Annotated in this window: 12 protein-coding genes; 3 read left to right on the top strand and 9 right to left on the bottom strand. The window is 58.2% G+C overall.

Going from position 1 to position 12,758, the window contains the following annotated elements:
• Window positions 1-128: 128 nt before the first annotated feature.
• The 8 genes from WMW72_RS09225 to WMW72_RS09190 all read right to left on the bottom strand — a co-directional run bounded on the left by WMW72_RS09225 (window position 129) and on the right by WMW72_RS09190 (window position 10,143).
• On the bottom strand, window positions 129-1,796 hold the full coding sequence (locus tag WMW72_RS09225; RefSeq protein ID WP_341415140.1) for a glycerol-3-phosphate dehydrogenase/oxidase: 1,668 nt from the start codon (window positions 1,794-1,796) through the stop codon (window positions 129-131).
• A 403-nt stretch (window positions 1,797-2,199) separates the two neighbouring features.
• Window positions 2,200-3,702, bottom strand: a complete 1,503-nt coding sequence (gene glpK / locus WMW72_RS09220; RefSeq protein ID WP_341415191.1) for a glycerol kinase GlpK — start codon at window positions 3,700-3,702, stop codon at window positions 2,200-2,202.
• Window positions 3,703-3,720: 18 nt separating this feature from the next.
• Entirely contained in the window at window positions 3,721-4,287 is a 567-nt protein-coding gene (locus tag WMW72_RS09215) for a glycerol-3-phosphate responsive antiterminator (protein WP_341415139.1), read from the bottom strand.
• 263 nt (window positions 4,288-4,550) lie between these two features.
• A complete protein-coding gene (locus tag WMW72_RS09210; RefSeq protein ID WP_341415138.1) occupies window positions 4,551-5,591 on the bottom strand; it encodes a FecCD family ABC transporter permease in 1,041 nt (346 codons plus the stop codon).
• A complete protein-coding gene (locus WMW72_RS09205; RefSeq protein WP_341415137.1) occupies window positions 5,591-6,649 on the bottom strand; it encodes a FecCD family ABC transporter permease in 1,059 nt (352 codons plus the stop codon). Before WMW72_RS09205 ends, WMW72_RS09210 begins: the two co-directional genes overlap by 1 nt.
• Before the next feature lie 133 nt (window positions 6,650-6,782).
• Window positions 6,783-7,124, bottom strand: coding sequence for a cupin domain-containing protein (locus WMW72_RS09200; RefSeq protein ID WP_341415136.1), 342 nt, complete (start codon window positions 7,122-7,124; stop codon window positions 6,783-6,785).
• 134 nt (window positions 7,125-7,258) lie between these two features.
• Complete coding sequence (locus tag WMW72_RS09195) at window positions 7,259-8,731, bottom strand: (Fe-S)-binding protein (RefSeq protein ID WP_341415135.1); 1,473 nt, start codon at window positions 8,729-8,731, stop codon at window positions 7,259-7,261.
• A complete protein-coding gene (locus WMW72_RS09190; protein ID WP_341415134.1) occupies window positions 8,728-10,143 on the bottom strand; it encodes an FAD-binding oxidoreductase in 1,416 nt (471 codons plus the stop codon). The genes WMW72_RS09195 and WMW72_RS09190 overlap by 4 nt, the downstream gene beginning before the upstream one ends.
• Before the next feature lie 133 nt (window positions 10,144-10,276).
• Between WMW72_RS09190 and WMW72_RS09185 the strand changes: the two genes are divergently transcribed.
• The 3 genes from WMW72_RS09185 to WMW72_RS09175 all read left to right on the top strand — a co-directional run bounded on the left by WMW72_RS09185 (window position 10,277) and on the right by WMW72_RS09175 (window position 11,564).
• On the top strand, window positions 10,277-10,999 hold the full coding sequence (locus WMW72_RS09185; RefSeq protein WP_341415133.1) for a FadR/GntR family transcriptional regulator: 723 nt from the start codon (window positions 10,277-10,279) through the stop codon (window positions 10,997-10,999).
• Window positions 11,000-11,091: 92 nt separating this feature from the next.
• Window positions 11,092-11,391, top strand: a complete 300-nt coding sequence (locus tag WMW72_RS09180; protein WP_341415132.1) for a hypothetical protein — start codon at window positions 11,092-11,094, stop codon at window positions 11,389-11,391.
• 8 nt (window positions 11,392-11,399) lie between these two features.
• Window positions 11,400-11,564: a hypothetical protein gene (locus WMW72_RS09175; protein ID WP_341415130.1), complete on the top strand. Its 165-nt coding sequence runs from the start codon at window positions 11,400-11,402 to the stop codon at window positions 11,562-11,564.
• 48 nt (window positions 11,565-11,612) lie between these two features.
• Here WMW72_RS09175 and WMW72_RS09170 read toward each other — a convergent pair whose 3' ends face one another.
• Window positions 11,613-12,746 carry a hypothetical protein gene (locus WMW72_RS09170; protein WP_341415129.1) on the bottom strand — a complete coding sequence of 378 codons (1,134 nt, stop codon included), beginning with the start codon at window positions 12,744-12,746 and terminating at the stop codon, window positions 11,613-11,615.
• Window positions 12,747-12,758 lie beyond the last annotated feature (12 nt).

Genomic DNA, 12,758 nt, shown 5'->3' with positions numbered 1-12,758 from the left:
TTCCGGTACCCTATCGGACCAGAATGCTGCCCGGCCAACGGATCAGTCGGGAGAATCCGAATACAGCGCGAGGCCAGACAGCTGCCCCTAGGCTTACCCGAACCCGGCCTCCCCCACCTCCAGGGAGGCTAGTTAGCCGCTGCAGGCGTTACCGCCTGATGCAGCTGCCGCTCCAGCTCATCCGCGTACGCCTCCTTCTGCTCGGGCGAATAGACCAGCAGCTCTCCCATCACCTGAAGAACCCCGGCTTTCCAACGGCGGACAAAGTTCACGTCGAAGAACAGGGCTCCCGTCCGACGGACGAAAAAGTCCGACGGCTTGACGACCATTTCGCGCTCGATCCCGTACTGCAGAGCGGCGTACACCTCAGCCGGGAGGCCAAAGCGCCCTGCTTGCTCCCACGCCTGCGGCAGCAAGGCGTACACTTCCCGGATGTTCGTGCCGTAACGCCGGACGAGCCGTTCGGCCTCCGCTGCCGCGAGGCCCAGCTTGATGCCCTCCTCCGTCCAGGAGCGGACGAAGCCTTCGAAGGATGCCGAGCCGCCGACATTGCCACCGGAGATCGGCAAGGTCTTCGTCGAGCAGGCGGCGAACGGCCCTCGGCCCTCGGAGCGCAGCTCCTCTGTCAGTAGATCGGTCACCATCTCTGCCATCTTGCGGTAGCCGGTCAGCTTGCCGCCTGCGATGGTAAGCATGCCGGAAGGCGATCGAAAGATCTCATCCCGTCTGGAGACCTCGGAAGGCGACTTCCCCTCCTGATAGATCAGCGGGCGCAGGCCGGCCCAGCTCGATTCCACATCGTCTGCGGTCAGACTAAGCACCGGGAACATAAAGTTTGCCGCCTGAATCACATAATCACGATCAGCAGCCGTCATCTGCGGATGGGCCGTATCCCCTGTGTAGTCGGTATCGGTCGTGCCCACGTAGGTCTTGCCGTCACGCGGAATCGCGAACACCATCCGCTTGTCAGGCGTATCGAAGTAAACCGCCTGATGCAAGGGAAACCGGCTTCCGTCGAAGACCAGGTGAATGCCTTTGGTCAGCCGCAGCGTCTTGCCCTGCTTCGACTTGTCGAGCTCGCGCAGCGTATCCACCCACGGACCGGTCGCATTGACGACGCGTCGCGCCCGGATCGTATAAGTGCCGCCTCCGATAAGATCCTCGGCCTCTACACCGGCCAGCTTGCCCTGGTCATAGACCAGCTGCTGCGCTTTCGTATAATTCACAGCGAGAGCCTCGGCTTCCACCGCCCGCTTCATCACCTCGATGGTGAGACGCGCATCGTCGGTCCGGTATTCGACGTAGTAGCCACCGCCCTTAAGACCTTGCTGCTTCAGCAGCGGCTCCTTGACCAGCGTCTCGCTGCGGCTCAGCATTCTGCGCCGTTCCGCCCGCTTCACGCCGGCCAAATAATCATAGATCCGCAAGCCGATCGAGGTAGAGAACCCCCCGAACGTCCCGCCCTCATGAAGCGGCAGCAGCATCCATTCCGGCGTCGTTACATGCGGCCCATTCTCATAGACGACTGCACGTTCCTTACCGACCTCGGCTACCATCTTGACTTCGAATTGCTTCAGGTAACGCAGCCCGCCATGCACCAGCTTCGTCGACCGGCTGGATGTGCCCGATGCAAAATCCTGCATCTCCAGAAGCGCCACACTCATCCCCCGCGAGGCCGCATCCAGCGCGATGCCCGCTCCCGTAATACCTCCGCCGATTATCAGCACATCAACGGCTTCACTCGCCATTCTTTTCAATACCGATTGCCGGGTCAGCCCGGAAAAACGCTCATTCATCTGCAATTCCTCCCTGTTCTATCGCGAGCGCTTATGCGCCGATTGATCGCCAGTTAAGCCGTCAAGCAAAAAGAAACCACGAACAGCCGCTGCAGCGTAACTGCAGCAGGATGTCGTGGTTTCTCCGCTTCTCCAACCGAATATGAACTTGTAGTCAGTATATCAGCTTTAGTTCGTGATTCACAGCCCTGTTTTGTTAAAGATCCGTAAAGAGCGCTCCTAGCAAATCGCATACGTTGCGTCCTCTTAAGCTTGTGACCGTCAGGATCATCCAGCCTGATCCCGGCCTAAGAACCGGATCCGGATCTGACCATGACCAGCCTGCTGCGAACGTCAATCACCCCGGGAGAATAAGCCTGCGCTCAACATTGCACCCGTGAGCCCTCCCCTTCGGCGTCCCGCTCTAGGCAAAAGCCAGCGCGGCCTTCACCGCTTTGCGCCAGCCTCCGTAGAGCTCCTGCCGTTCCGTCTCCGTCATGCCCGGCGTGAAGGTGCGGTCGGAGCGCCAACGCTCCGCAATCTCGCTGCGGTCCTTCCAGTAGCCGACCGCCAGACCGGCGAGATACGCTGCGCCCAGCGCCGTCGTCTCATTGACGACCGGTCGCTCGACATCCGTGCCCAGCAGATCGCTCTGGAACTGCATCAGGAAGCTGTTGCGCACCGCTCCCCCGTCCACGCGCAGCGTGTGCAGCTTCAGACCGGAGTCCTCTTCCATCACATCGGTCACATCCTTGGTCTGATAGGCCAGCGCCTCCAGGGTCGCCCGGATGAAATGCTCCTTGCTTGTGCCGCGGGTAAGTCCGAAGACGGCTCCCCGCACCTCGCTGTTCCAATAAGGCGTGCCGAGTCCGACGAAGGCCGGTACGACATACACACCCTCCGTCGAGGTCACGCGGCTGGCATACGTCTCGCTGTCTGCGGCCGACTTGATCATCCGCAGGCCATCGCGCAGCCACTGCAGCGCAGAGCCCGCCACGAATATGCTGCCTTCCAGCGCATATTCGACCCTGCCTCCGATCCCCCACGCGATCGTCGTCAGCAGGCCGTGCTGGGAAGCGACGGCTTGCTCACCGGTATTCATCAGCATGAAGCAGCCGGTGCCGTATGTATTCTTCACCATCCCCTTGTCGAAGCACGCCTGCCCGAACAACGCCGCCTGCTGGTCCCCGGCCATCCCGGCAATCGGCACTTTACAGCCGAAGAAATGATGCTCCACCGTATGTCCATATACCTCGGACGAGGATCGAACCTCAGGCAGCATCCCCTTCGGGATATCCAGTATTTCGAGCAGATCGTCATCCCAGCTTAGCTCATGGATATTATAGAGCAGCGTCCGCGAAGCATTGGAATAGTCCGTCACATGTGCCTGTCCGCCTGTGAGCTTCCAGACCAGCCAGCTATCGATCGTGCCGAACAGCAGATCTCCGTTCCATGCCTTCTCCCGGGCTCCGTCCACATGATCGAGGATCCATTTGATTTTCGTCCCGGAGAAATAAGGATCAATCAGCAGCCCCGTCTTGCGGCGGAACAGCTCCTCATGCCCCTGCTGCCTCAGCTCCTCGCAGATCCCTGCCGTCTGCCTCGATTGCCAGACTAACGCATGATAGATCGGGTGACCGGTGTGACGGTCCCAGACGACGGCCGTCTCTCTCTGATTCGTAATCCCGATCGCCTCGATCTGGTCGGCGACAATCTCGGCCTCCGTCAGCGCTCCGGCCAGCACCCCGAGCACAGACACCCAGATTTCGCTGGCATTATGCTCCACCCAGCCGGGCTGCGGGTAAAACTGCTTAATCTCCTGCTGCGCCGTGCTGACGATCTCTCCATGGCGATCGAAGATGATCGCCCGGGTGCTCGTCGTTCCTTGATCTATCGCTATAATATAGGTATCCTGCTTCTCGTTCACTGACACTGGTCTATCCCCCTATCCGTCCGGCTGCGCAAAATGCTTCCACAGCTCGGCTCTCGAAGTCGTGACCGCAGATGCCCCGGCCGTAATCGCCTGCTCCACGTCGTTCACGGTACGGATCAATCCGCCGGCGAATATCGGAATACCTGTGCGTTCATGGACTTCCGCGATCATATGCGGCATAACGCCTGGCAGCACTTCGATATAATCCGGCTTCGTGCGCTCCAGCAGCACGTAGCTTTTCTCCAGTGCATTCGTATCGAGCAGGAATAGGCGCTGGATGGCGAGCAGTCCGTTTTGCTTGGTTTTGGCAATGACGCCCGATCGCGTCGAGATCAGACCCGCCGGCTTCACCACCTGACAGAGGAACTCGGCTGCGTATTCGTCATTTTTCAAGCCCTCAATCAGATCGGCATGCAGCAGCGCCTTCTTCCCTTGCGCCTTGGCCAGCCCAACGGCCGGCTGAACCTGGCTGATGTGGATATCGAGGATCACCAGGTATTCGTAGGATAGCTTCATCAGCTTCTCCAAATCCTTCATTCGGCGGGCGGCCGGCAAAATCTGCTGACCATGAAATGTCATCCCTTCCCTCCCCTTTCCCCGAGGCTCCAGCGAAAGAAAAAGACCACAACGAATCCCATCCCGCTAAGAATGTCATTCGTGTGGTCTCCGTCTCTCCGTCACCTGGTATCAACTTGTTGGTCTTATTATAGGGCTACCTGCTGCCGCCCGTCAACGGGCAACCTGCAGTCTGCATCTAAGCGTCCAAGTAAAATTCGTAGCCAGATGCTGCAGAGTACTAGACACAGACGTTTGCTTATTGTCCGCGATCGGCAAGTTGGGGCCTACGCCTTCGAACGGGCCAGCAGGTACAGGAAGTACGGTGCCCCGATCACAGCGACGACGATACCCGTCGGGATCTCGGATGGCTGCAAGATGACGCGGCCGATCAGATCGGCTACGAGCAGCAGCAAGCTGCCCACCAAGGCGGACGCCGGGATCAGAAACTGATGCCGCGATCCGACCAGCTGTCTGGCCAGATGGGGGCCGATCAGCCCGACGAAGCCGATGGCTCCGCCCACGGCTACGCACGAGCCTGCCAGAGCAACGGCTGTCAGCAGCAGCAGCAGCCGTTCACGGCTGACCCTCGTGCCCAAACCTACAGCAGTCATATCCCCCATATTCATCACGTTGAGCGTACGGGCCTTATACAGAGCAAACGGCAGCAGCACGATCAGCCATGGCAGCAGCACCACGACGAACTTCCAGCTCGTCCCCCAGATGCTGCCGGCCAGCCAGATGGCGACAAACTGATACTTATTGGGATCCAGCTTGATCGTCAGAATGATCATGGCAGCCGCTATCCCTGCAGCGACCGCGATCCCGGATAGGACCATCCGGATAGGGGAAATCCCCTTATGCTTTACATAGGATAAAGCAAAGATAATTGCGGCTGTCGCCCCCGCTCCCAGCAGCGCCAGAAACGGGAGGAAGAAAATCGGCGAAGCCTTATCGCTCGGAAAGAACATGATAAAGAGCACAACCATCAATCCGGCTCCCGCGTTGATCCCGAGAATACCGGGGTCCGCCAGCGCATTGCGCGTCAGGCCCTGCAATATGCAACCCGACACCGCGAGCCCTGCTCCGATCAGCACGGAGATCACGATCCGAGGCAGCCTGAACTCAAACAAAATCAAGTGTTGCTTGGCCGTACCTGAACCGAAGAGCGTCTTGAATACCTCCGTCGGGGTCAGCTTAATCGAACCGGTGTTCATGCTGAGAATAAATACGAGCACGATCAGTGCAGCTAGTACGGCAAAAATGGTCGTTACGCGAATTCGCTTGTTGCGCTCCGACTTGGATGCCAAGAAACTGGTGGAGGACATTACATATCCCTCCTTTCCTTGCGGATCAGATACAGGAAGAACGGTACGCCCAGCACGGCAATCAACGCGCCGACCGGGGTTTCATGGCCTGGATTGACCATGCGGGCACCGATATCAGCCAATACCATCAGCAAGCTCCCGAGAACAGCCGAGCATGGAATAATCCAGCGGTAATCGACTCCGACCAGATAGCGAGCGATATGAGGAATCATCAGGCCGACGAAGCCGATGGAGCCTACCGCGGATACTGCTGAGCCTGCCAATACGAGTACAACCACCGTGCAAGCCAGCTTGATCAGACCGGTGCGGCCCCCGAGGCTCTTGGCGATATCCTCACCCAAGCTGAGCAGCGTCACCGATCTCGATAGAATCAGGGCCACGATCATCGCTCCTACAAACCACGGGAACATCAGCTTGAGCTGCATCCACTTGGTGCCTGCGACACCGCCTGCATACCAGAAGGCCAGATCCTGCCCGATGTTGAAGAAAATGGCGATGCCTTCGCTTAGCGACGACAGCAGTGCCGTAACCGCTGCTCCGGCCAGCGCCAGCCGGACCGGCGTCAGCCCGCCCCTCGCCATCGAGCCTATACCGTAGACGATACCCACGCCCACGGCAGCCCCCACGAAGGAGTATAGGATCAGATATTGGAACGGCAGGCCCTTGGCAAAGGCAAAGCACAACGCCAGCACAAAGCCCGCTCCGGCGTTAATCCCGAGAAGCCCCGGATCGGCGAGCGGGTTGCGCGTCATCCCTTGCATAATCGCGCCCGCGACAGCGAAGCAAGCGCCGATCATCGCACCGGCCAGCGCGCGGGGCAGCCGGAGCTCTTGAATAATCTGATGGTCCGTCAGATCCGGATTAAACCGGAATACCGCTTCCCATACGGTCAGGAAACGGATATTCGCCGCCCCCAGCGAAATGGATGCGACGAGTGCAAGCACCAATGCCCCGATCCCTGCAATGATAATGACCGAAGCTGTCACCGGTCTGGATTTGATGACCGGTGATTCCGTCGGCTGTTCAGAAGCCGAGGAAGCTTTCTTAGATGAGGACATTGATTTCATACCTTCCTTGTCACGCGAGAGACGTGTATGGATGCCTCTCCATAATTATGATAACGATTATCATTTTCATGATAGCAGACTAGGAGTGTGGTCGCAACGGATTTTTGAAATTCCTGAATGCCATTTACACCGTGATCCGGTCGCCCTTGGTTGCAGGATTCGATATGACGAGAAATTCCGTATCCGCCTCTGAATCGTTGCGTATCTGATGGGGAACCCCCGGCTCGACCGCAACACCCTGTCCGGGGCCAAGCTCCAGCATCTGCCCATTCAGCTCCATCGTCGCGGTTCCGGCCAGCATGAAGAAAAACTGCTTGGCCTTCACATGATAGTGCTTGACCTCGGCCGTCCCGGGAGGCATCCGCTCATGAATGACGCTGCGATCCGCCTCATTGACCAGAAACCAGCCGTCACAGTCTTCTCCCCATTTGTAATGCTCTGCTGTCTCTTTGCTGATCGGTGTCATGTACTTTCCCCCTTAGATTCCTACCTGCAGCATCACCTCATGTGATGCCCGATCCATGAAGAAGGGTGCCGCAGGGCACCCCTCTACTCGCTAACTATTTTATCGCAAATCAGAAATTGCCGCATTCCGGTTCCTTACCCGTTCTGCTCATTCTTCTCCCGAGGCGTTACGAGCCGCTCATACAGGTAATCGACCACATGCTCCGCTTTCATCCGGCCTGTCATTCCCTCCCGCTCAATGCCGAGCTGCATCTGCAGCAGGCAGCCAGGGTTGCTCGTCAATATGACCTGCGCCTTCGTCTCCTTCACATGCTCCATCTTGTGATCCAGCACCTGCATGGACATCTCGGGCTGGGTCATATTGTAGATCCCTGCCGAGCCGCAGCAGCGGTCCGCGCCCTGCAGCTCGACGACATTCACATGGCCGACGCGCGCGATCAGGTTGCGGGGAGCATTGCCCGCCTTCATCACATTGCGCAGATGGCAGGAGTCCTGGTAGGTCACCGTCTCTCGGACGGTACCGGCAGCTGGCATCACCGTGACGGGAGAAGCCGCGGATGTCCGCTGGGCCGCAGGAGCAGCCTCCTGCCGTGCCTGGTCCTCTTCATGGGCAGCAGCCGCGTCGAAATTCAGCCGGCCCGCCCGCTCAAGCAGCAGCTGGCTGACATCCTTCACGCCTTCGGCGAAGGCTAGTGCCGCGCCTGCATAGTGAGCGTCATCATGCAGCAGATGACCGTATTCCACCAGCAATGCGCCGCACCCGCCCGCATTCGAGACGACGGTGTCCACCTTCGCTTCCTGGAAGGTGAGGATATTCTTCCTGGCCAGCTCCCGGGCCTGGTCCAGCTCTCCGCTGTGCGCATGGAGCGCCCCGCAGCAGTTCTGTGTCTCGGGAATGACTACGTCATAACCGGCCTCGGACAGCAGGCGCACCGTGCGTACATTCGTCTCGGTATACAGCACATCCATGATGCAGCCTCGGAACAAGCCCACTCGTCCGATCGGCTTGCCCTGAGCCGGTACGAAGGTCCCAAGCTGCTCCACCACACCGCTGCCCGATGCTGAAGGCAGGATACGCTCCATCTGACGCATGTGCTCCGGGAACAGATTCATCATCCCGGAGGTGCGGGCCAGCCCCTGCAGGCCGGAGCGCTGATACAGCCGTAGCGCCTTCCCCAGCACCTTCATCCGCTGCTGCTTCGGGAATAGATGCCTGAATGTGATAGAGCGCAATGCACGAATCCACAGCGGATGGTCTGCGTGCTGCTCCAGCGCTTCCTTCGTTTGTTCCAGCAAGGTTCCGTATTGGACATCCGCCGGGCAGACAGGCTCGCAGGCACGGCAGCCCAGGCAGAGGTCGATCTGCTTCCGGAAGCTCGTGTCCGGCTCCATCACATCGTCGACGACAGCCTTCATCAGGGCAATCCGCCCGCGCGGGGAAGCCGCCTCCAGGCCCGTCTCACGAAAGGTCGGACAAGCCGGCTGGCAGAAGCCGCAGCGCATGCAATTGGTCAGCTCATCGTAATCGAGCGAGAGCTTCATCCGCTCAGCTAGTGGGGAACCGCTTTCACGTACCAGCTGTTCTTTGATCGATACAGAACCGCTCATCGGTTCACCACCACCCGTTTGCGCGATGACTTGGCAAAGATTTTGCCCGGATTCATAATGTTATTCGGATCAAAGGCTAGCTTAAGGCTGCGCATCAGCGCGATCCCCGCCTCACCGACCTTCCACTCCAGGAAGGGAGCCTTCACCGTTCCGACGCCATGCTCCCCGGTAATCGTGCCTCCGAAGCCAATCGCCGCTTCGAAAATCTCCTCGAACGCCTGCTCGACCCGGTGAATTTCCTCCGCATCGCGGGCATCGGTCGTACAGGTCGGATGCAGGTTACCGTCTCCGGCATGGCCGAACGTGCAGATCTGCAGCTCATATTTCTTGGCTATCCGGTTAATCTCCAGCACCATATCGGCGATCTTCGAGCGCGGTACGGTCGCATCCTCCAGAATCGTCGTCGGACGAATCCGGGACAAGGTCGACAAGGCGCTCCGTCTAGCCTTCATCAGCCGCTCCGCTTCGTCGGCATCGCGGGCCATCTGTACGCTAGCCGCCCCTTCCTCACGGCAGAGTCGGATCATCTCCTCCATATCCTTGGCGACCACCGATTCATCGACGCCATCCTGCTCAATCAGCAGTACAGCTTCCATATCAGTCGGGAGTCCCAGCTTGTTGTACGCCTCCACCACCCGAAGGGTCGGATTATCGATAAATTCCAGCGTCGCCGGTACGATCCGGTGCCGGATTATACTCGATACGCTGCGTGCAGCCGCGTGAATATCCGTGTACAGCGCGAGCATCGTCTGCTTGTACACGGGGGCAGCAACTAGCTTCACCGTAGCCTCTGTGATGATCGCCAGCGTCCCCTCCGAGCCCACCAGCAGCTTGGTCAAGTCATAGCCGGCTACATCCTTGTACAGCTTGCCTCCGGTACGGATGACTTCACCAGACGGCAGCACAGCCTCCAGACCAATAACATAATCCTTGGTCGTGCCGTACTTGAGCCCGCGCAGTCCGCCCGCGCATTCCATAATATTGCCGCCTAGCGTGGAAATCACCATGCTGCTCGGGTCCGGCGGGTAGAACAGTCCCTGCGCTTCCACCGCCAGATGGAACTCCTTGGTATTCAGCCCTGGCTGGAACGTAGCCGTCAGATTATCGGTGTCGATCTCCAGCAGCTTGTTCATCCGGTTCATCACCATCACGATGCCGCCCTCCACCGGAACCGTACCGCCGCACAGATTAGTACCTGCGCCGCGCCCTATAATCGGTACGCGATGTTCATTGGCCAGCTTCAGGACGAAAGCGACATCCTCCGTATCCCTCGGAAAAACAACGCCGTCAGGCATAGATTGAAGCATCGGTGTCGCATCATAAGAATACGAGACCAGTGTCTCCCGATCATCACGGAAATAGGCCTCCCCCAGCCTCTTGCGCAGACTTAGACGCATTTGTTCGTTTAGCATAACTATCCCTCCTTTTTGTCGGCTGATTTGGCTCTTTTGTAAAATTTGATCATGTGATCTGATGACTTTTGTTCCATTATAGCTTATGCTTGAATGAGTTGTATAGATGTTTGGTGCGGAGGTTCAAGACAAGATGACATTCAAACCCGTTCGGCCCCAAAAAGGAAGCGAAATCGTCCTGCAGTATCTGGAGGGCCAAATCCGCAGCGGCCATTACCCCCTCGGCTCCAAGCTGCCCACGGTGGTCGATCTGGCCGCAGGCTTCGAGGTCGGACGTTCGACAGTGCGCGAGGCATTAAGCGGTCTGAAGGCGATGGGCCTCGTCGATATTCGGCACGGTGGCGGAACCTATGTCTCCGAAGTGCTTCCCCAGTCCCCTGGAGAGCCGGGCGCCACGGACTTCTTCCGTCCGAACGAGTCGCTCAAGGAAGTGCTGGAGGTACGCAAATATATTGAATCCGGCTGCGCGGAGCTCGCTGCGCTGAGGCGGTCGGATGCCGATCTCGCGGCCATCGAGGCGGTACTGGAGCGGATGCAAGACACGCTTGGAGACGAGCGTCAGGCTGAGGAAGCGGATGTGGACTTCCATGTGCGCATCGCCGAGGCTTCGCATAACACCCTGCTGCTGCAGATGATGCTCTCGCTGACCCAGCGGCTGAAGGAGCATATGTCCGACTCGCGGCGGATGTGGTTTTTCGCCGAGCGCAGCTCGGTGGAGCTGCTGCTGGCCGAGCATACGGGCATCTACGAAGCAATCCGCGACCGGAATGCGACCCTGGCCAGCGAACGGATGACCGCGCATATCGGCAAGGTGGACCGGCTTGTGCAATCCCTGTACCGGGATGAACCGCAGTAGCCTTATAGCTCAGCCGTCGTCCCGTGTCTCCAAAGAATGGATTTTCATGACAACGGTACTGCCGTATCTCAACAAGGAGGCTCGCAGCTCGAATGGCATTCGGAATCAATAGGGAAGAATTAACCCGGTGGAAGACCGCCGTCAGCCGCGGTGAGCTGGCTTTCCTGACCCATTACTGGCTGGACAACCGCTTTCCCGGTATCAAGACGGTGACCAAGGTCGGCTGCTCCGATCTGCATACGCTATCGGACTGGTGTATCCGCAACGGCTTGAACCCCGCTTATATCCATCGCCGCCTGCCCTATCCCCACTTTGACCTCATCGGGTCCAAGCAGAAGGAGATTTTGGAGCAGGAGGGACTGCACGAGCATATTGAGCGGTTCAAGCTGTAGCAGCATGCATGACGACGTGGCTGCATGTTATGAAGAAAAACAACAAGCTTGCGGTCATCTGCCGCAAGCTTGTTGTTGTTTATGGCCCCGGATTCCAGTTTTCCTTGGCTCTTGGCCTTCATAGCCTTCCTGATCGGATGGCTGACGCCACGCCAGGCTTTTGCCGCGTGTAGCGCGGATGATTCCAGCATTCCTACTACGGTGTTTATATACAGGATTTATCAAGCTTCCTGCGAAAGCCTGGTCAGACATGCAGCGGCAGCGGCCACATGCTCGGATTTTGTCTTGCCGTCCAACGCCACAATGGGATGCGATGGATATAGCTGCGCGTAATCCGGGTGAAGCACCAGCTCCAACTGCTGTACGGCATCGATCCGGGTCAGCCGGTTGTGCGGCCACCGCACGATGAAGGATTCGCGGCTATTCCCCTGCCTAGCTTCTAACCCTTGGGAAGTAATCGGGGAAGAGCCGGTGTAATACATCGCTTGACTTGCCTCACGCGGGCTTCCCGTTCTTCGGCTGCCTGGGCTGTTAGCGGGTTTTGGGCGCTTGCGCAGCTCCCACAGCACGATAACAGCAATCGGGATCAGGCAGGCCAGCAGCGCGCGCCCTATGCTTCCACTCCATACCCAGATAGCTATAAACAGGCCCGCCAACACAATCGCAAGCAGCCAAGTATACAGCTCCTGGACCCACTTAGTGGACTTCTTCGGCGAAGAGACCTCCCGATCCTCCCCAAGAAACCTTCCAGTATCCACGGTTAGGACAGATTCGCTATCCACTTCCTCTAAGCTTTCAGCACGTTTGGGCAAGTGCTCGCCACCCAGCATATAAGCATTGGCTTGATCGCTGTGCCGCTCAAACCAAGCGGAATCGGGATTCCGCCAAAGAGTCAGGCAGTCCTCTATACTCTTCAAGTATGCCTTAGGCTCACCAAAAAAACCGAAAAACTGCCCTAGCTCCAGATGGATGACCATCGACTGCCGCCCGGCGATATGGCTCCATAGCGTATCCATCCACGCAGATACATACGTCCCCAATGCAGGAAATCGCGACAAGGCCGCCGGCAGGCTCCGATTCATCTGCTGCAAGGCCTCCTCCCATGGAATATGCAGATTCAATGAATCCCAGAACGCCTCACGCTCAGGAGAATCTTCCTCTTCCTCCTGCTCCAGCAGAGGCTCAACTGCCTGCCAGGCTGCCAGAACCTGCTCACGGTATTGCTCATACCGTTCCTGACTCACGACGCAAAACCATAGCGGCGCGATAAAATTATTCGTTTCAAAAGCAACGTCAGCATAAGACCCCACGCTCAGGTTCTCTTGATTCACGCTCAGAAACGTCCGGTTTCCCATCCATCGATCCTC

It is taken from the genome of Paenibacillus filicis (genome assembly GCF_038070315.1).
Classification (GTDB): domain Bacteria; phylum Bacillota; class Bacilli; order Paenibacillales; family NBRC-103111; genus Paenibacillus_G; species Paenibacillus_G filicis.
This window is presented reverse-complemented; position numbering and strand designations above follow the sequence as displayed.

Bases quoted from the DNA above. Each gene is read 5' to 3' on its own strand.
- WMW72_RS09190 (WP_341415134.1), bottom strand. From the start codon at position 10,143: ATGCTAAACGAACAAATGCGTCTAAGTCTGCGCAAGAGGCTGGGGGAG.
- WMW72_RS09180 (WP_341415132.1), top strand. From the start codon at position 11,092: ATGGCATTCGGAATCAATAGGGAAGAATTAACCCGGTGGAAGACCGCC.
- WMW72_RS09225 (WP_341415140.1), bottom strand. From the start codon at position 1,796: ATGAATGAGCGTTTTTCCGGGCTGACCCGGCAATCGGTATTGAAAAGA.
- WMW72_RS09205 (WP_341415137.1), bottom strand. From the start codon at position 6,649: ATGTCCTCATCTAAGAAAGCTTCCTCGGCTTCTGAACAGCCGACGGAA.
- WMW72_RS09195 (WP_341415135.1), bottom strand. From the start codon at position 8,731: ATGAGCGGTTCTGTATCGATCAAAGAACAGCTGGTACGTGAAAGCGGT.
- WMW72_RS09215 (WP_341415139.1), bottom strand. From the start codon at position 4,287: ATGACATTTCATGGTCAGCAGATTTTGCCGGCCGCCCGCCGAATGAAG.
- WMW72_RS09210 (WP_341415138.1), bottom strand. From the start codon at position 5,591: ATGTCCTCCACCAGTTTCTTGGCATCCAAGTCGGAGCGCAACAAGCGA.
- WMW72_RS09200 (WP_341415136.1), bottom strand. From the start codon at position 7,124: ATGACACCGATCAGCAAAGAGACAGCAGAGCATTACAAATGGGGAGAA.
- WMW72_RS09185 (WP_341415133.1), top strand. From the start codon at position 10,277: ATGACATTCAAACCCGTTCGGCCCCAAAAAGGAAGCGAAATCGTCCTG.
- WMW72_RS09170 (WP_341415129.1), bottom strand. From the start codon at position 12,746: ATGGGAAACCGGACGTTTCTGAGCGTGAATCAAGAGAACCTGAGCGTG.
- WMW72_RS09175 (WP_341415130.1), top strand. From the start codon at position 11,400: ATGACGACGTGGCTGCATGTTATGAAGAAAAACAACAAGCTTGCGGTC.